Origin of the sequence: Variovorax sp. CF079, assembly GCF_900101545.1 — a bacterium.
Lineage (GTDB): Bacteria > Pseudomonadota > Gammaproteobacteria > Burkholderiales > Burkholderiaceae_C > Variovorax.
Genome location: NZ_FMZU01000021.1, coordinates 104,274 through 122,526, shown reverse-complemented (window position 1 = coordinate 122,526; position 18,253 = coordinate 104,274). Strand labels below are relative to the sequence as shown.

Here is an 18,253-nt window from a genome sequence, read left to right as displayed (position 1 = left end):
GAACGGCAGGAAGTCACGCGCCGACCTTGATGTCGTTGTTGTCGAACGTGTCCGCCGGATTGCTCTGCGTCAGAGTCGCCACCAGCGTGCGGTTGGCGGCGCTGAGGCCGTCCGCGTCGTAGTACAGGTTGCCGGTCGCGCTGTCGTAGATCACGTGCACGCCCGAGCCCACTGCGTCTCCGGCACCGCCGCCGTCCAAGGATGCGAACTCGGTCGCCGACAGCGTGCTGCCGCTCGCGGTCGAGAGGGCCGTGAAGGTTCCGAGCGACAGCTCGATCAGGTCGCCGCTCGCCGCCGACCCCGAGGCGTCGAAGTCGGAGATGGCGTCCACGGCGTTCGGCGCCGAGTCGAAGACGAAGGTGTCGTTGTCGGCGCCGCCGGTAAGCGTGTCGGCACCCGTCCCGCCGACGATCCGATCGTCGCCGCCGAGGCCGTCGATCGCATCGTTGCCGCCGCCGCCGCGCAACTGGTCGGCAGACGCCGAGCCGGTGATCGTGTCGGCGAAGGCCGTGCCGATGACGCCCTCGAAGTTCTTGTAGGTGTCGGAGCCGAGCCCGGCGGCGCTGGCATTGAAGCTCGTCGCGCTGCTGCCTTGTGTCAGCGTGAACGTGAGGCCGGCCGTGCCGTCCGAGAAGTCGAGCAGGTCTCCTGCGCCGCCGGCGCCGTCGAGTGTGTCGCTGCCGGCGCCGCCGCGGATGATGTCGTTCGATGCGCTGCCGGTGAGGTTGTCGGCGCTGGCAGTGCCGATGACGCCCTCGATGTTCTGGTACGTGTCGTTGTTGCCGAGCCCGCCGGTGCCGTTGGCGATGCTGGTGGATGCGGCACTCTGGACCAGCGTGAAATTGACCGCCACGGTCCCGTCCGAGAAGTCGAGCAGGTCCTCGCCGCCGGCGCCGCCATTCATCGAGTCGTTACTGCCGAGGCCGCCTCGCAGCACATCGTTGCCGGCGCCGCCCGACAGTGTGTCGTTGCCGTCGCCGCCGATCAGGATGTCGTTGCCGGAAGAGCCGAGCAGCGTGTCGGCCTGGTTGCCGATTCCTCCGATGAAGACGTCACCGGCCGCACCACCCGTCAGCTCGTCGGCACCGCCGCGGCCATCGATGTAGGAGGCCTGATACGTGCCGGCCGCGCTGAGATCGATCTCGTCGGTGCCGTTTCCGGCGGACACGGCCCTGATGTCGATCGTCGCCGTCGCCGTCGCGGTGCCCCCGGCGCCGTCCGACACGGTGTACTGGAAACTGCCGGCCGTGGCTCCCGCCGTGTTGCCGCTGGTGAAGCTGATCGTGCCGTTGGCGGCGTTCAGGGTCAGGCCGGAAATTCCGACCGCGCCGCCGACGCTGGTGATCGTCAAGGCGAGACCATCGATGTCGGTGTCGTTGCCGAGCAGCGAGCTCACCGACATCGTGACGAGCGTATTGCTCGAGACAATGATCCTGTCGCCCGCCGTGACCGGGTTGTCGTTCACCGCGCTGACTGCGATGCTCGCCGTGTCGGTGGCGCTCGAGAATGCGGAGCTGCCCCCGCTGGCTGCAGTGCTCACCATGGTGCCGGCCGTACCGCTGGTTTGATCCCAGGCGCGGAAGGTGATGCCGTCGCTGACGGTGCCGTTGAAGTTGGAATCGCCCTGAAAGTAGACGCGCGTGTTCGTGTCGGCAGCCAGCAGCAGCGCAGAGGTGTCCGAAACTGCACCGACCGCCGTCCAGTCGCTCCCTCCATTGGTGGAATACCACCAAGTCCCATTGGCGCTATTCACACCCGTCAGCGCAATGCCGGTGATGGCGCCGTTGTCCGCATCGGTCACGTTGTCGAGACCGCCGGCCGGCGGGTTGAGATTCACCAGGCTGGACACGAGCGTGCCGACGGCTCCAGCCGGTGCGCCCGCGTCCTCGTTGACCGATGCCAGGACCGGTGTCGCGGCAGCACTCAGGACCGGCGCATCGTTGGTGCCGCTGATAGTTACCGTCACGAGCTGGCTGGCCGTGCCGTCGGACGACGTCGCCGTGAAGCTGTCGCTGATCGACTGGCCGGCACCCAACTGTTGAATTGCGCCTTGGCCGTTGCTGGCCGTGTAGCTCCAGTTACCGTCCGCCGCCAGCGTGAAGCTGCCATAGCCGTTGCTGCCGGCGGTGCCGGCCTGGGCCGTGAAGCTGGACTGGCCCTGGTCGATATCGGCAATCGTCAGCGCACCGCTGGTGCTCAGGTTCGGTGTCGAGTCATCCTCGCTCACCGCACCACTTGCCACGCCACCGATCACCGGCACGTCGTTGGTGCCGGTGATGGTCACGGTCACGAGCTGGCTGGCTGTGCCGTCGAACGACACGGCAGTGAAGCTGTCGCTGATCGACTGGCCCGCGCCCAACTGTTGGATCGCTGCTTGGCTGTTGTCAGCCGTGTAGCTCCAGCTGCCATCAGCCAGCAAGCTGAAGCTGCCGTAGCCGTAGCCGTTGCTGCCAGTCGCGCTTGCCTGAGGCGTGAAGTTGGACTGTCCTTGATCGACATCGGCAATCGCCAACACGCCGCTGGTGCTCAGATTCAGCGTCGAGTCGTCCTCGCTTACGGCGCCGCTGACTACCCCGCCAATCACCGGCACGTCGTTGGTGCCGGTGATGGTCACGGTCACCACTTGGCTCGCCGTGCCATCGGACGAGACTGCTATGAAGCTGTCGCTGATCGATTGCCCAGCACCCAACTGCTGAATTGCGCCTTGGCCGTTGCTGGCCGTGTAGCCCCAGCTGCCATCAGCCGCCAGCGTGAAACTGCCATAGCCGTTGCTGCCGGCGGTGCTTGCCTGCGGCGTGAAGCTGGACTGACCTTGGTCGACATCGGCAACCGTCAGCGCACCACTGGTCGCAAGGTTGCTGCCGATGACGCCCACATCTTCTTGCACCGCGCCGCTGACTACCCCACCGATGACCGGCACGTCGTTGGTGCCGGTGATGGTCACCGTCACCACTTGGCTCGCCGTGCCGTCAAAGGAGACTGCGGTGAAGCTGTCACTGATCGACTGCCCCGCACCCAGCTGCTGGATCGCACTTTGGCTATTGTTGGCTGTGTAGCTCCAGCTCCCGTCGGCCAGCAAGCTGAAGCTGCCATAGCCGTTGCTGCCGGCAGTGCCGGCCTGAGTCGCGAAACTGGACTGGCCCTGGTCGACATCGGCAATGGTCAGCACGCCGCTCGTGCTCAGGTTGGGCGTTGAGTTGTCCTCGCTCACCGCAGCGCTGGCCACGCCGCCGATCACCGGCACGTCGTTGGTGCCGGCGATGGTCACAGTCACCACCTGGCTGGCCGTGCCGTCGGACGACATGGCCGTGAAGCTGTCGCTGATCGACTGGCCGGCACCCAGCTGCTGGATTGCTGCTTGGCTGTTGTCAGCCGTGTAGCTCCAACTGCCATCAGCCGCCAGCGTGAAACTGCCATAGCCGTTGCTGCCGGCGGTGCTTGCCTGCGGCGTGAAGCTGGACTGACCTTGGTCGACATCGGCAACCGTCAACACGCCGCTGGCGCCCAGGTTCGGCGTCGAATCGTCCTCGCTCACCGCGCCGCTGGCCACGCCACCGATGACCGGCACGTCGTTGGTGCCGGTGATGGTCACGGTCACGAGCTGGCTGGCTGTACCGTCTGAGGAGACTGCGGTGAAGCTGTCGCTGATCGACTGCCCCGCACCCAGTTGCTGAATTGCGCCTTGGCCGTTGCTGGCCGTGTAGCCCCAGCTGCCATCAGCCGCCAGCGTGAAGCTGCCGTAGCCGTTGCTGCCAACGGTGCTTGCCTGAGGCGCGAAGTTGGACTGACCTTGGTCGACATCGGCAATCGTCAACACGCCGCTGGTGCTCAGGTTCGGTGTCGAGTCATCCTCGCTTACGGCGCCGCTGGCCACGCCACCGATTACCGGCACATCGTTGGTTCCGCTGACGGTCACAGTCACCACCTGGCTGGCCGTGCCGTCGGACGACATGGCCGTGAAGCTGTCGCTGATCGACTGGCCGGCACCCAGCTGCTGGATCGCTGCTTGGCTGTTGTCGGCGGTGTAGCTCCAGCTGCCATCAGCCAGCAAGCTGAAGCTGCCGTAGCCGTTGCTGCCGGCAGTGCTTGCTTGGGGCGCGAAGTTGGATTGGCCTGCATCGACATCGGCAATCGCCAACACGCCGCTGGTGCTCAGGTTCGGCGTCGAGTCGTCCTCGCTCACCGCGCCGTTTGCGCCGCCGCCGATCACCGGCACGTCGTTGGTACCGGTGATGGTCACGGTCACCACTTGGCTCGCCGTGCCATCGGACGAGACTGCGATGAAGCTGTCGCTGATCGACTGGCCCGCGCCCAGCTGTTGGATCGCTGCTTGGCTGTTGTCAGCCGTGTAGCTCCAGCTGCCATCGGTCAGCAAGCTGAAGCTGCCGTAGCCGTTGATGCCGGCAGTGCTTGCTTGAGGGACGAAGTTCGACTGGCCCTGATCAACATCGGCAATGGTCAGCACACCGCTCGTCGCAAGGTTGCTGCCGACCACGCCGGCATCTTCCTGCACTGCGCCGCTTGCCACCCCACCGATGACCGGCACGTCGTTGGTACCGGTGATGGTCACGGTCACGAGCTGGCTGGCTGTACCGTCGGATGACACTGCGGTGAAGCTGTCGCTGATCGATTGGCCCACGCCCAGCTGTTGGATCGCTACTTGGCTGTTGTCAGCCGTGTAGCTCCAGCTGCCATCAGTCGCCAGCGTGAAGCTGCCGTAGTCGTTGCTGCCAACGGTGCTTGCCTGAGGCGTGAAGTTGGACTGACCTTGATCGACATCGGCAATCGCCAACACGCCGCTGGTGCCCAGGTTCGGCGTCGAGTCGTCCTCGCTCACCGCACCACTTGCCACGCCACCGATCACCGGCACGTCGTTGGTGCCGGTGATGGTCACGGTCACGAGCTGGCTGGCTGTGCCGTCGAACGACACGGCAGTGAAGCTGTCGCTGATCGACTGGCCCGCGCCCAACTGTTGGATCGCTGCTTGGCTGTTGTCAGCCGTGTAGCTCCAGCTGCCATCAGCCAGCAAGCTGAAGCTGCCGTAGCCGTTGCTGCCAGCCGCGCTTGCCTGAGGCGTGAAGTTGGACTGTCCTTGATCGACATCGGCAATCGCCAACACGCCGCTGGTGCTCAGATTCGGCGTCGAGTCGTCCTCGCTTACGGCGCCGCTGACTACCCCGCCAATCACCGGCACGTCGTTGGTGCCGGTGATGGTGATGGTCACCGTCGCCAGACCGCTGCTTCCGTCGGCGTCCTTCACCTCGTACGTGAAGGTGTCGGTCGCGCTCTCGCCCGCGGCCAGGTACTGGAAATCAGCCGGGTTGGGCTGGTACTGGAAATACCACGTCGATGGACTGTCCATGGCCGGCTGAACAAGGGTCGCCGTTCCGTGAGTCGGAGCCGAGGCGAGCGCCAAGGTCTTGACCAGGTCGGGAACCAGATCGTTCTGCAGGACATGGATCTGCACCCCCGGGCCATCTTCGGTCGTCGTCTTGACCTCGCTCAGCGCCGTCACCGCTTCGTTGGCCGGATTCTGTTCGATGCCGTCCACGAGGATTCTCAAGACTTCCGTCATCTGGACCGTCAGCGTGGACGACCCGAAGCTAAAGACGAAATCGCTGGCCGAGCCATTGGAAACCTCACCCGTCCTGGCGTTGGTGACAGCGGAAAGATGCGCCAGGTAGGCGGCAATTTGTGTCTGGGTGGAAGACTCCAGCCACTGCGCGCTGGTGAGTTGGAGTTCAAGCGTATCGACACCCGACCCGCCCGTGTACACGTCCTTCGTGCCCGCCGCGAGGTTTTCGCTCACGTTGTAGATCAGCGTGTCGCTCCCCGAGCCCCCGTTGAGCTGGTCGCTGCCGCTGCCGCCGTCGAGGGCGTCGCTTCCCGCTCCGCCATTCAGCGAATCATTACCGCTACCGCCATCGACGCTGTCATCGCCGTTGCCGCTGTTGATGGTGTCGTTGCCGACGGTGCCTGTGAGGTTGTCGTCTCCGTTGGACCCGGTCATGGTCGCCATGTTTTTCCTTGAAGAGCACCGGGAATGCCGGCGATATGAAGACCATCATCAAGGTCATCGCTCTCAAGCGCATGGGACGGATGTCCTCTCTTCCTCGTCGACAAGTACCGGAACGGTTTATACGAAAGTAGTACTTTTGCCCTGGCAACGCCGTCATGTCAGAGCCGCTTCGTCGCCGGCCGCAGCGCTGCGCGCGTCGAGCGGCTAGTGGGCCTACCCTAGATCCCGGAGACTGCAACACCCAGCGCCGCCAGCCGCCTGCGCATCGCGAGCACCGCCCGGTCCTTGCTCAGGAGCCGCGCGCGATGCGCCACCGCAAGGTCGATGAAGATCTGGTCGTCGGGGTCGCTGCAGGTGCAGGGCGCGCGCGCCGGCGCCTCGCTCACCGGCCCCACCCGGCGGTCGAAGGCCGCCAGCACGCTTTCGGCATCGCGGCCGTTCTGCGCCAGGCGCGCGGCGATCAGGCGATAGCCGAGCACGCGCGCGAACTCGTCGCGCATCGCCGCGGTGGCGAGCCAGCGCAGCTCGCCGGCATCGAGGGCCGCGGCGAGCGGCAGGCAGGCGGGGTCGTCGAAGACCAGCAGGTCGAGGGCGATGTTGGTGTCGATCACGATACTCATGTGCTCGCTGCTGATTCTTCTTCCATTCTGTCGTCAGTCACTAGAGTTCGACCGTATAGCCGTCGTCCAGTATGCGGGCCAGGTCGGTGTCCTTGATCCAGCCGAAGCCGCCCGATCCCCATCCCGTTCCCCAGTCGTTGGCGAACTTGAACTCCGCGGTCTTCGCGTCATAGCCGACGATGGTGATCGCCTTTCTCCCAAGGTCGCGCAGCGGCAGCTTGATGGTTACCCGACCTTCTTTGGACACGTGATCGAAGTCCTCCGTCACCTGCACGGTCAGCGCGACGACCTTCTTCTCGCGCAGCGCGTTCAGGATGGCCGTGATGGACTTTGCCTGCGCATAGCTCTTGAGCTTGAAGGCAGGCTTCTTGCCGACGGGCACGGTTTTCTGATCGTAAGGCCAGTCCTTCTCGAGGTAGACCCCCTCCTCCTTGGCGGCCTTCACGGCACCGAGCAAGGACGAGCCTTCATAGTTCTCGCCGGGCCACTCGTCGTATTTCTTCGACAGCACATAGATGCCGCGCGGCGAGACGACCACCTCCTTGCCGGCCTCGCTGGCCGCCGCCTGGATGAGATAGGCCACCGAGAAGCCGACGGTCGTGCCTTCGGGGCCCGTGTCGCCGATCTTGCCGATGGCGGACGAAAGATCGATCTCGTCCTGCCGCGGATCGGCGGTTTGCGGCCGGTATTGCGGCGGCAGTACCGGCTTGCCGAGTTCCATCTTGAACGGCCCCAGTTCGGCCTTGCCCTCGGTGGACTGCGCGAAGCGGGTGATGAGCCCGCCCAGCGTGTCATGGAAAAGATAGGCAACGACCAGCACGACCAGCGGCCAGGAAACGAGCACTGGCAGCAGAAGCCTGGCCCATTCCAGTGCCGCACTCGAATATGCAGGCGCGTCCTTGGCTTCCGGGGGTGTCGGCTTGGAGGTGGCCATGCGTCGAGCGCTCATAAGCCCCGCAGATCGTCCACCGGCAGCGCGAGCTCGGCGCCCGTGATGCGCTTGAGGGTGCGCGTGACGACGTCGATGTCGTTGTCGAAGCCGCCATGTGCCGCAGCTTGCAGCACGGGCCGGCCCGCCGCATCCTTCGCGACCTGGACGCGCCCGTCCTTGACCCGCCTGGTGCTGTCGAGCCTGGCGGCCTGGCGCCAGTGCGCGAGCGCTTCGCCCGTGTCGGAGGAGCCGTCCCAGCCGGAGTAGGCCTCGTCGTGGATGCGGTCCAAGCCCAGGATCGGCGTGTTCGCCTTCTTCAGCGAAGGGAAGAACTCCGCGTCGCCGCCCAGCGCATTCGCGAGTGTGCGGCGCAGCCGCTCCACATCGTCGCCAACGCTTCCCTTGCTCATCAGGATGTGCATCGCAGCTCCTCGGGCGGCAGAGGCAGCCGCGCGTCGCATGGTGATGCGCGCGGATGCGGGTGTCCATCTCACGAAATGGGTAGACCTTCGGCTTAGCCTTGGGACTGTTGCGCGCGCCGCCTATGATTTGCGCTGGCGCGGCCCTTGCGTGGGTTGCACGCAAACGTTTCTCCTGGAGGGCCTTCCATGAAACCTGTCTCCGAACTGCTCAAGCGCCGCGACTCGGCTGTCTGGCGCATCGAACCGGGCGCCACGATGTTCGACGCGCTGGAGGCGCTGGCCCGTCACGAGGTCGGCGCGCTCATGGTGATGTCGCACGACAAGCTGGTCGGCGTGATCTCCGAACGCGACTACACGCGCAAGGTGGCGCTGCAGGGCCGGAACTCCAAAGAGGTGCTGGTCGCCGAGCTCATGACGCCCGACGTGCTGACCGTGACGCCGGCCACCCGCACGCGCGAGTGCATGACGCTGATGAGCCAGAAGCGTATCCGCCACTTGCCGGTGGTCGATGGCGACAGGGTGGTCGGCATGATCTCGATCCGCGACCTGATGGACGACATCATCGCCGACCATGAACAGACCATCGAGCAGCTGCGCACCTACATCCAGAGCTGAGCGCCCCGTTACGCATTCGCGGGATTGAAGGACGCCCCCGTGCGCGGGACGATTCTTCTGCGCGGAAGGTCCGCGAAGAAGGGGCCCTTCATGAAGATTCTGCCGATCCAGGTGCTGGCGTTCGCGCTGGCATTCAACGCGCATGTCGTCCACGCCGATGCGCCGAGCTTCATTGCAGCCGCATCGATCCAGCAGCTCAAGTACGTCTACCTCCGGTGCGCCGAGACATCGTCGAACGAAGTGCTGGACCGCGGCACCGCGGCGCAGTGCTCGCTGGTGGCCGACGCGCTGCGCGACCGCGGCTTCGAAGGCAGTTTCGAGCGGATGCTGCTCTGGTGGCATGTGGCGCGCCAGGCAGGCGCCGAGCGGGCGCGGGAGGACGCTGACCCTGCAGCGACGCCGGCGCTCTTGCGCTAGAAGGGCCTGTTAACGCTATTTGCGGGGTCGCCGGGATCGTCGAACTCGTCCTGGGGCCCGATGGCCGGATCGTCCGAGAGCCGCTTGAGCATGAGGTAGCCCGCGTCGAGCGCTTCGATATAGGTTTCGAACCCGCTCGCGGATTCCATGAGGGACTCGAACTCCATCGAGTTGTTGAAGGACTCGAGGAGCATCCAATAGAAATCGCCATCGTCGTGCTGGTCGACGGTAAGGGCGATGGAAAGAAGGTGACGCGCCATCCGCGGATTCTCAAAAAGCCGTGTGACGCTGCCATAACGCTGCCCGGCGCAGGGTCGCCGGGCGCGCGGATGTCACACAACCGTCATGTCGAACCGGAGCATGGGTCCGGCGCCGGCCAAGAAACCGGCTTGGCCCAGGCCTGATGCGGCAAGCCCTCTTGGCACGAGGCCGCATTCGCAGTTCAATCGGCGGCGGCTCCTAGTCCGAAACAGGTCTTCTGACAAGAGCACCTTTGGAGGAGGTGCGAGAACGTCTGCCTTGCCACACTGCCGGGATGGAAGGAAGTTGCCGTGACAAAGAAAATCCAGCTCAATGACGAACAGTGGAGAACGCTTCAGGCGCTGCGCGAGGCCGCTGCCAAGCGATCCCCCACCGATTCGATCAAGGTTTCCAGCCGCCTGCGGTCCAACGGCTTCGTCGCCTCGGACCAGCGGGGCACCATTTTCCTGACCGACCAGGGCCTCAGCCGGTTGAGCCAGGGACGCTAGGGCCTGTCCCCATGGGCCCCGCCGCGATTGACGACTTCGAGACCGCCGAGATCCAGACGGGCGAAACCCATATCTTTGCGCGCTGGTCCGGCTCCGGCCCGCCGATCCTGCTGTTGCACGGTTTTCCGCAGACACACCTGATGTGGCGCAGCGTGGCGCCGTTGCTGGCCCGCAACTTCACCGTCGTCTGCGCCGATCTGCGTGGCTATGGGCGAAGCGGCTGCCCGGCCTCCGCGCCCGACCACGCGCCGTACTCGAAGCGCGCCATGGCGCGCGACATGGCGATCGTCATGGAGCGGCTGGGGTACCCCCACTTCTCGGTTGCCGGACATGACCGCGGCGGCCGTGTCGCCTACCGCATGGCACTCGACCATCCGACCCGCATCGACCGGCTTGCCGTCCTCGACATCCTGCCGACGGAAACGGTGTGGGCCCGCGCCGATGCCCGCTTCGCGCTCGGCTACTGGCCCTGGTCGCTGTTGGCCCAGCCCGAGCCGCTGCCGGAGCGTCTGCTGGCCGCGGCACCCGAGGCCATCCTCGACGCCGCGTTCGGCGAGTGGGGCTCTCCCGCGGAGGTGTTCCCGCCGGCGGTGCGCTCGGCCTATCTGGAGACGCTACAGGATCCCGAGCGCGTCCATGCCATCTGCGAGGAATACCGCGCGGCCGCGAGCCTCGATCGCACGCACGACCAGGCCGACGTCGCCGGCAGGCGGCGCATGGACTGCCCCGTGCTCGCGCTCTGGGGCGCGCAGGGAGCGCTCGACACCTGGTATCCCGAAGCGGGCGGGCCGCTCGCGCTCTGGCGCGCATGGGCCGGTGACGTGCAGGGCCACGCCATCGATGCCGGCCATTTCTTCCCGGAGGAAGCGCCAGGGCCCACAGCCGAAGCCTTGACCCGCTTCTTCTCGGTGCCGGTTTCGAACCATCCGGCCGGGCCGCTGCTGCACCCCGACCCTCCCTGATCGAAGGGCGCCCTCAGACCCGGTTGCGCGCCGAACCCGCCACCATGTCGAAGCGGAACAGCCGGCACTCGATCGGCCCGTTCCACATCGGCACGCGGCGCGATTCCTTCAGGCGCATGCGCTTGGGCAGCTGGAGGTCGGGCGTCAGCACCCAGGCGGTCCAGCCGGCGTAGTTCTTCTTCCAGTGGCTGGCGAGCTGCACGAAGAACTCGCCGCCGTCTTCGGTCTGCGCCTCTTCGCGGCCGCCGCCCTTGCCGCCGCCTGCCGCCGCGACGCCGCCGACCTCGATGCGCTCGCCGTAGGGCGGATTCAGCACGATCACGCCCGACTCGGCCGGCGGCATGCGCTGCAGCGCGTCGCCGCCCCTGAACTGCACCGCTTCGGCCACGCCGGCGCGCTCGGCATTGCGCTCGGCGAAGTCGACCATGCGGTGCGACACGTCCGAGCCGAAGATCGCGACCCCAGGTGCCGCGGCACGCTGCGCCTCGGCCTTGAGCCCCGACCACACGTGGGCCTGGAAGGGCAGCAGCTTCTCGAAGCCGAAGCGCCTGAGCGACCCGGCGGCGATGCCGCGCGCGATCTGCGCCGCCTCGATCGCGATCGTGCCGCTGCCGCAGCAGGGGTCGTAGAGCGGCTCCCCGGCGACTTCGCCGGTTTCCGGGTTCCACCAGCCGCTGGCGGCCAGCATGGCGGCGGCCAGGGTTTCCTTCAGCGGCGCATCGCCCTTGTCCTGCCGCCAGCCGCGCTTGAAGAGCGGCTCGCCCGAGGTGTCGATGTAGAGCGTGCACTGGTCGGTGGCCAGGTGCGCGAACACGCGCGCGTCGGGCCACTGGGTCTCGATGCTGGGGCGCACGCCGTTCGCCTTGGCGCGGAAGCGGTCGGCGATCGCGTCCTTGATACGCAGCGTGGCGAAGTTGAGGCTGGTGAGCGGGCTGTGCTGCGCCGTGGTCTCGATCTTGAAGGTCTGTTTGGGCGTGAACCAGATCTCCCAGGCCACGCCGCTCGCGATGGCGTAGAGGTCGTTCTCGTTGCGGTACGGCGCGTGGGCCAGTTCGATCAGCACGCGCTGCGCGAGGCGGCTGTGCAGGTTGAGCTTCATGGCTTCGCGCCAGTCGGCACGTACGCGCACACCGCCGCGCAGGGTCAGCAGGTCCTGGCCGACGCGGCCGGTCAGCGCATGCACCTCTTGCGCGAGAAAGTCTTCAACGCCAGCGGCGCAGGGCAGGAAAAGGGAGAGGTCGTTCATGGCGGGATTCGAAGGCCAGTATCCCATGTGGCCCTACCGCGTTTGCGCTATCGCCATGCAAGTCCCCGGTGCGAAAATCGCCGGACCGCGTCGCGAAGGGCTCACATGACCACCAGCGTGCTGATTGTCGAAGACGAACCGGAGTTCATGCGCCGTTTTTCGGACGCGGTGCTGGCGGACCCCGGCCTGCAGCTCATCGCGGCGGTGGCCACCGGGCGCGCGGCGCTGGCGATGCTGGACGCGCAAGCGCCCGACGTCATGCTGGTCGATCTCGGGCTGCCCGACATCGACGGCGTCGAGGTGATCCGCCACGCGGCCCGCCATCGTCCGCAGTGCGACGTGCTGGTGGTCACGATGTTCGGCGACGACCAGCACGTGCTGTCCTCGATCGAGGCCGGCGCCACCGGCTACCTGCTCAAGGACGCCGGGGCCGACCGCATTGCCGCCAGCATCCACGAAGTGCGCGCCGGCGGCTCGCCCATCAGCCCGAGCATCGCGCGTCGCGTGCTGGCGCGCTTCCGCGTCAGCGCCCAGCCGGCGCCCGCGACGCAGCCGCCCACGCCCGAAGCGCCCTCGCCCCTGACCGAACGCGAGACCGAGATCCTGCGCCTCACGGCCAAGGGCCTGAGCTTCGACACCATCGGGGAGCTGATCGACATCTCGCCGCACACCGTGGTCGCGCACGTGAAGAAGATCTACCGCAAGCTCGCCGTCCACTCGCGCGGCGAAGCGGTCTACGAAGCGAGCCAGATGGGATTGCTGTGATGCACCGGCTCGCGGTCGCCGTGCTGATGGCGGCCTGCATCGCGGGCATCGCCCATGCGGCATTGCAGGAGCCGCGCCAGGCCTCGGTGTTTGCGGCGCCGCTCGTCACTAGAACCCCACCGCCGGCCGACGCGGCATGGGAAACGGTGACGCTGCCCGACGACGCCGGGTATTCGCGCCCGGACCGCGCAAAAGCGCCCGCCTGGTACCGCGTCGGCTTCGACTATCCCGACGATCCGGCCCGGCAGGCGCAGTGGGCCGCCTACGTGCCCTACTTCTACGACGGCGGCGACCTTTGGCTCAACGGCACCCTGGTCGCGAGCGTGCCCGAGAACACCGAGCAGGTCTACGCGCGCACCTACCGGCCGCAGATGACGGTGTTTCCGGCACCGCTGCTGCGCCCCGGCCGCAACGAGCTGGCGATCCGCGTCGCGGCCCCCAAGGGCTACCCGCTGCGCTTCCCGCGCGTCGCCGTCGGGCCGCAAACCGAGCTCCAGCCGCTGCACGACCGGCGCCTGTTCTGGACCCGCACCGTGCCCGAGCTCACGGTGCTCGTCTCCGTGCTGGTCGCCGGCTTCGTGGTGTTCATCTGGTGGCGCCGCCGCAGCGAGGTGCTCTATGGGCTCTTCGGCCTTGCGGCCGCGCTGTGGGCCACCCGCACCATGACCTTCCTGATCGATGCGATGCCCATGGCCCAATGGCAGTGGTGGCGCGTGATCTACAACAGCGCCACGGGCGGCTTCGTGATCGTGATGGCGGTGTTCACGTTGCGCTATGCCGGCGTCCATCGGCCCGGACTGGAGCGCGGCCTGGTGGCTTACTGGCTGCTGGGCCCGCTCAGCTTCGCGCTCGGCGGCTTCGCGGCGGAGCCGTTCGTGGCGCGCTACTGGCTGGGCGGCATGATGGGGGTCGGCCTGCTGATCATCGCGACCTCGATCGGTTATGCGCGCCGCCGCGGCACCCTGACCTCTGCGGCACTGTCCGCCGTGATGGCCTTTGCGGTGCTGGTGGGCGTGCACGACTACCTGATCACCTGGGACCCGCGCCTGCTCGGGCGCTTCCTGCCGGAATGGGTCGGGCATCGCATCCACCTGCTGCATTTCGGCTCGAACATGCTGCTGCTGGCGATGGCAGCCCTTCTGACGGCGCGCTTCCTGCGCACGCTGCACTCGCTGGAGGACCTGAACCGCACGCTGGAAACGCGCGTCGCCGACCGCGAGCGAGCGCTGGCGGCCAACTACGAGCGGCTGGCCGCACTGGAGCGCGAGCATGCCGCATCGGAAGAGCGCCAGCTGATCATGCGCGACCTGCACGACGGCCTGGGCTCGCAGCTCTTCACCTCGCTGTCGCGCGTGGAGCGCGGCGACATGGACGACGGCCAGATCGCCACCGCGCTGCGCAGCTGCATCGCCGACATGCGGCTCGCGCTCGATGCGCTGGCCTCCGACGAGCACAACCTCGGCGCCGCGCTCGGCAACTTCATGTTCCGCTGGGAGGCGCAGCTGATCGCGGCCGGCGTACGCCCGCGCTGGGACATCGACCTGCCCGACGATGCGATGCCCCTGGCGCCGCACGCCGCGCTGCAGCTGCTGCGCGTGGCGCAGGAGGCGCTGACCAATGTGCTCAAGCATGCGCGGGCCACGCGGGTCGAGGTGCGGCTGCGCCAGCTCGGCGACATGCTCGAAATGGAAGTCGAAGACGACGGCCATGGCCTGGTCGGCGAACCCCGGCGCCAGGGCCACGGCCTCGGCAACATGCGCTCGCGGGCCCAGCGGCTCGGCGGTGCGCTCGAAGTGCGCTCGGGCCCGACCGGCACCTGCGTCGTGCTGCGCCTGCCGATGACGGCGCCGGTCGCCTGAGCGCTGTCGCGCGGCCCCTCCCGCGAACGCGGGATCCCGAACGCGAAGGCGGCATTTTCCGCGCACGGCTTCCTGCCTAGATTGCATGCACACGCCTTCATCGCGTGTCATCCGAAGGAAGGAAGGCCCCGCATGCAGTTCCAATCCCACGCAGCGACCAGATACCGGCTCTCGGCGCTCGCCGGAAAAAGCCGGAAAGAAAGCCGCATGCCCCGGCTGCTGCTCGGTTCGGTGGCACTGGCCGCCATCCTGCTCGTCGGCCTGGCCCTGCTCGGCCACTGGCAAGCCGAGGCCAGCGGCGCCGCGGCGCAGCGCCAGGCCCCGCCTGCGGCCGCCTATCGCAGCAGCGATCCCTCGGTTCCCGCCGCGAGCGAGGTGCTGACCGACCGCACGCCCGAACAGGCCAATCACGTTCCGACCTTCTGATCATGAACAACCAGCTCGCCTCCGACAAAGAAGAGCATGACGCACCCTGGCTCGTGGTGCCCTTCGTGCTGATGCTGGTGCTGGGCCTCGGCCTGCTGCTGATCGCGCGCTGGAGCATCGGATAGACGGCTTGCGGGGCGATATGCTCTGTGCATGCCCGCCGAGCCGCTCCATCCCGCGCTTGCCCACGACCGTGCCGACGCCCCACGCTACGGCGCGGTCGCCATGGGGCTGCACTGGCTGCTCGCGCTGCTGATCGTCGCCTCCTTCAGCGTCGGCCTCTACATGGCCGGCCTGCCCTTCTCGCCGATGCGGCTCAAGCTCATCAACTGGCACAAGTGGGCCGGCATCACGATCCTGACGCTTTCGGCCTTGCGCCTGCTGTGGCGCCTGTCACACCCGCCGCCGCCGCTGCCAGCCTGCATCGTGGAGGCGATGCCGGGCTGGCAGCTCATCGCGCACCGCGGCACGCATCTGCTGCTGTATTTGCTGTTCTTCGCCGTCCCCCTGTTCGGCTGGGCCTACAGCTCGGGACTGGGCATTCCGATCGTCTGGTTCGGCCTCGTGCCGCTGCCGGACTTCGTGCCGGTGGACAAGGACTTCGCCGAGGCGGTGCTGAAGCCGATGCACAAAGGCAGCGCCTTCACGCTGGCCGCCGTGGTGCTGCTGCACGCGGCGGCGGCGCTCAAGCATCACTTCGCCGACCGCGACGGCCTGCTCGATCGCATGTGGCCTTTTTCGCACCAGGGACACCCAAGATGACAAGACTTCCAATCGCCTGGCGGGCACTCTGGGCCGCCGCTGCGGCGCTCGCGACGGCGGGGCCGGCGAGCGCCGCAGAACCGATGGCGAAGCTGGTCCCCGGCTACGGCCAGATCACCTTCGTCACCAAGCAGATGGGCGTGCCGGTCGAAGGCGCGTTCAAGAAGTTCGACGCCCAGATCGCCTTCGACCCGCAGAAGCCCGAGGGCGGCACGGTCTCCATGCAGATCGACATGGGCAGCGCCACCCTCGGCGTGCCGCAAAGCGACGCCGAACTGCCCAAGGCGCCGTGGTTCGACACCGCGCGATTTCCGAAGGCCAACTTCCAGTCGAGCGCCATCAAGAGCCTCGGCAGCGGGCACTTCGAGGTCGCGGGCAAGCTGACGATCAAGGGCACCACGCAGTACGTCATGGTGCCGGTGACCATCACGCAAGCCTCGGGGCAGTCGGTGGCGACGGGAAGCTTTACGATCCAGCGCCTCGCCTTCAAGATCGGCGAGGGCGAATGGACCGACACCTCGATGGTCGGCGACGACGTGCAGGTGCGCTTCAAGCTCGTGCTCGCCGGCCTGCGTCCGATTTGACCTGACCTTCGTTCTTCTTTGCATCGCCCCATTCGAAAGCTCGTCATGATGAAGTCCATTGCCGTCGCTGCGCTCGCGGCCGCAGCGACCCTCGCCGCCGCACAGCAGGCACCGGAAATGGCCGCCTTGCCGGCAGGAGGTCCGGTCAAGGGCGCCAGCTACGTGGTCGACCCGACCCACACTTTCGTGATGTACGAGATGGGCCACTACGGCACCACCACCAACCGCGGCCGCTTCAGCACCAAGGACGGCACGGTCAAGATCGATACCACGGGCAAGAACGGCAAGATCGACATCACGATGGACATCGGCTCCATCAACACCGGCGTCGACCTGCTCAACCGCCACGTGCTGAGCAAGGACTTCTTCAACGTCGCGGAATTTCCGACCGGCCGCTTCGTGGCCGACAAGATCGATTTCAACGGCGACAAGGTCGCCGAAGTCGACGGCACGCTCACGCTGATGGGCCAGACGCGGCCCATCAAGCTCAAGGCCAGCCGCTTCGGCTGCTACCTCAGCCCGCTGATCAAGCGCCAGGTCTGCGGCGGCGACTTCGAGACCATCGTGGAGCGCAGCGACTGGGGCATCACCTGGGGCATCAACTTCGGCTTCGAGAACAAGGTGCGGCTCCTGGTGCAGGTCGAGGCGGTCAACATCACGGACCGGCCGAGCTAGGGCGCGATCGCTTCCTCGCTGCCGGTCCGAGGGCGAGCTCGAACTGTTCGAGCGCTTGAGGATGCCCACTCAAGGCCCTGCGCAAAGCAGGCAGGCGGGTTCTCGCCACTTCCTTGAGTGCGGCTGGCGCATCCCGAAACGAATCGGACAGAAGCTCGTCTTGCTGCTCGGCCAGGACGGCTCCCAGGGTCGCTGCCTGCAGCAGGTCCTTTTCGGCTTTCTCGGGCTTGGCCTTGCGCTCGGCGCTCGCGTAGAGCTTTTGCCAGACGAAGCGCTCCGGCTGCGGCAACGTCAAAGGGATGCAATGGCCGCCGGCAAGCGATGCGGCGCGACTTGGCTCCGCGAGCAGATAGTCATAGTGGGGCACGGTCTCGGCATGCCATTTCAGCTGCGGCAGGGGAACGGTCTTTCCAAGCTCCTCGCCATGCGTCAGAACGTCGACTCGCAACCCATCCCTGCCCTTGAGCTTCACGGAAGTCGAGGGCGCCTGGCTTGGAATCCCGGGAACAGGATGAAAACCAAGCCTGGTGGCTTCCATCGCTTCAAGAAAGGACGCCGGCGCTGCAAGCCTCAGCTTTTGCCGGGCGGCAATGTCGACGTCCTGCGTGCGGGCCGATACCGCCATCGCTCCGAGTTCGTTCAACCAGGCCATGAAGCCCAAGGTTCCGACCAGTGCGAGGCACGCGCCCAGGATGCCCGCGTTGTGAAGCTCGACCAGCACGCTCGCCACGCCTTTGTCCGCCACCTGGAAATCGAGCTTCCTGAGATTTCTCACCTGGGCGCTTGTCCATTGGGCGAACTCGATCTCGCGGGACACTTCGTCGAGTGCCGCGGTGTCCCCGTCTTTGCAGACGATCTGCTCGGCCTTCTTGCCAGGCGCCGGATAGAAGACCCGATACCAGTAGGCATAGCCTGTCCCCCGGCGCAATTGAAGGCTCCCGGGCGTTCCTTGAAGAAGGCGGCCCGCAGACGCAGTGCGTTCCTTGAGCTCGGCGTACTGCGTGCGAAAAGCCAGCTCATGCATGCGGTACAGGGCGTGCTGGACAGGCATGGATTTCTTACCCCACAAAACTGCATTTTATGTGGTAAGTCCGCTCCTGCGCTGTACGTCCGCGCTGCAACATTCAGCAACAAGCTTCACGGAGCAGGCGGGTCCTGCTTTACGCGGGCCGGGTGCAATGACCCCAACGGCACTTCATGC

Annotated in this window: 18 protein-coding genes; 11 read left to right on the top strand and 7 right to left on the bottom strand. The window is 66.6% G+C overall.

Annotated features, from left to right (window positions below; genetic code table 11):
• Positions 1-13 precede the first annotated feature (13 nt).
• The 4 genes from BLS74_RS25825 to BLS74_RS34545 all read right to left on the bottom strand — a co-directional run bounded on the left by BLS74_RS25825 (position 14) and on the right by BLS74_RS34545 (position 7,992).
• Positions 14-6,019: a VCBS domain-containing protein gene (locus BLS74_RS25825; protein WP_093110010.1), complete on the bottom strand. Its 6,006-nt coding sequence runs from the start codon at positions 6,017-6,019 to the stop codon at positions 14-16.
• Positions 6,020-6,237: 218 nt separating this feature from the next.
• Entirely contained in the window at positions 6,238-6,639 is a 402-nt protein-coding gene (locus tag BLS74_RS25820) for a PIN domain-containing protein (RefSeq protein ID WP_093110009.1), read from the bottom strand.
• Positions 6,640-6,679: 40 nt separating this feature from the next.
• Complete coding sequence (locus tag BLS74_RS34550) at positions 6,680-7,573, bottom strand: C1 family peptidase (RefSeq protein WP_170855706.1); 894 nt, start codon at positions 7,571-7,573, stop codon at positions 6,680-6,682.
• 11 nt (positions 7,574-7,584) lie between these two features.
• Positions 7,585-7,992, bottom strand: a complete 408-nt coding sequence (locus BLS74_RS34545) for a hypothetical protein (RefSeq protein ID WP_093110008.1) — start codon at positions 7,990-7,992, stop codon at positions 7,585-7,587.
• A 186-nt stretch (positions 7,993-8,178) separates the two neighbouring features.
• Between BLS74_RS34545 and BLS74_RS25805 the strand changes: the two genes are divergently transcribed.
• Positions 8,179-8,607 carry a CBS domain-containing protein gene (locus BLS74_RS25805; RefSeq protein WP_093110007.1) on the top strand — a complete coding sequence of 143 codons (429 nt, stop codon included), beginning with the start codon at positions 8,179-8,181 and terminating at the stop codon, positions 8,605-8,607.
• A 90-nt stretch (positions 8,608-8,697) separates the two neighbouring features.
• Positions 8,698-9,024 (top strand): hypothetical protein, encoded by a 327-nt coding sequence (locus BLS74_RS25800; protein ID WP_093110006.1) that lies wholly within the window; start codon positions 8,698-8,700, stop codon positions 9,022-9,024.
• Here BLS74_RS25800 and BLS74_RS25795 read toward each other — a convergent pair.
• Positions 9,021-9,284, bottom strand: a complete 264-nt coding sequence (locus BLS74_RS25795) for a hypothetical protein (protein WP_093110005.1) — start codon at positions 9,282-9,284, stop codon at positions 9,021-9,023. The two genes, BLS74_RS25800 and BLS74_RS25795, sit on opposite strands and share 4 nt — an antisense overlap.
• 291 nt (positions 9,285-9,575) lie before the next feature.
• Here BLS74_RS25795 and BLS74_RS25790 point away from each other — a divergent pair, with 291 nt between their 5' ends.
• Positions 9,576-9,773 carry a hypothetical protein gene (locus BLS74_RS25790; RefSeq protein ID WP_093110004.1) on the top strand — a complete coding sequence of 66 codons (198 nt, stop codon included), beginning with the start codon at positions 9,576-9,578 and terminating at the stop codon, positions 9,771-9,773.
• An 11-nt stretch (positions 9,774-9,784) separates the two neighbouring features.
• Entirely contained in the window at positions 9,785-10,735 is a 951-nt protein-coding gene (locus BLS74_RS25785; protein WP_093110003.1) for an alpha/beta fold hydrolase, read from the top strand.
• A 13-nt stretch (positions 10,736-10,748) separates the two neighbouring features.
• On the opposite strand, the gene BLS74_RS25780 is transcribed toward BLS74_RS25785, so the two are convergent.
• Positions 10,749-11,981, bottom strand: a complete 1,233-nt coding sequence (locus tag BLS74_RS25780; protein ID WP_093110002.1) for a THUMP domain-containing class I SAM-dependent RNA methyltransferase — start codon at positions 11,979-11,981, stop codon at positions 10,749-10,751.
• Positions 11,982-12,086: 105 nt separating this feature from the next.
• On the opposite strand from BLS74_RS25780, the gene BLS74_RS25775 reads away from it, so the two are divergent.
• The 7 genes from BLS74_RS25775 (at position 12,087) to BLS74_RS25750 (ending at position 17,052) form a co-directional block, all read left to right on the top strand.
• On the top strand, positions 12,087-12,746 hold the full coding sequence (locus BLS74_RS25775) for a response regulator (protein WP_093110001.1): 660 nt from the start codon (positions 12,087-12,089) through the stop codon (positions 12,744-12,746).
• The gene (locus BLS74_RS25770) at positions 12,746-14,605 is read left to right on the top strand and encodes a sensor histidine kinase (RefSeq protein WP_093110000.1); all 1,860 of its coding nucleotides are present in this window, start codon (positions 12,746-12,748) and stop codon (positions 14,603-14,605) included. The genes BLS74_RS25775 and BLS74_RS25770 overlap by 1 nt, the downstream gene beginning before the upstream one ends.
• A gap of 132 nt (positions 14,606-14,737) precedes the next feature.
• Complete coding sequence (locus tag BLS74_RS25765; protein WP_139191738.1) at positions 14,738-15,031, top strand: hypothetical protein; 294 nt, start codon at positions 14,738-14,740, stop codon at positions 15,029-15,031.
• Between the two features lie 2 nt (positions 15,032-15,033).
• On the top strand, positions 15,034-15,156 hold the full coding sequence (locus tag BLS74_RS35560) for a hypothetical protein (protein WP_280142663.1): 123 nt from the start codon (positions 15,034-15,036) through the stop codon (positions 15,154-15,156).
• A 28-nt stretch (positions 15,157-15,184) separates the two neighbouring features.
• Positions 15,185-15,793, top strand: a complete 609-nt coding sequence (locus BLS74_RS25760; RefSeq protein WP_093109998.1) for a cytochrome b — start codon at positions 15,185-15,187, stop codon at positions 15,791-15,793.
• Positions 15,790-16,377, top strand: coding sequence for a YceI family protein (locus tag BLS74_RS25755; RefSeq protein ID WP_093109997.1), 588 nt, complete (start codon positions 15,790-15,792; stop codon positions 16,375-16,377). Before BLS74_RS25760 ends, BLS74_RS25755 begins: the two co-directional genes overlap by 4 nt.
• Before the next feature lie 45 nt (positions 16,378-16,422).
• Positions 16,423-17,052 carry a YceI family protein gene (locus BLS74_RS25750; RefSeq protein ID WP_170855705.1) on the top strand — a complete coding sequence of 210 codons (630 nt, stop codon included), beginning with the start codon at positions 16,423-16,425 and terminating at the stop codon, positions 17,050-17,052.
• Here the strand turns inward: BLS74_RS25750 and BLS74_RS25745 are convergent.
• Complete coding sequence (locus BLS74_RS25745; RefSeq protein WP_093109996.1) at positions 17,033-18,103, bottom strand: GSU2403 family nucleotidyltransferase fold protein; 1,071 nt, start codon at positions 18,101-18,103, stop codon at positions 17,033-17,035. The genes BLS74_RS25750 and BLS74_RS25745 overlap by 20 nt on opposite strands.
• Positions 18,104-18,253 lie beyond the last annotated feature (150 nt).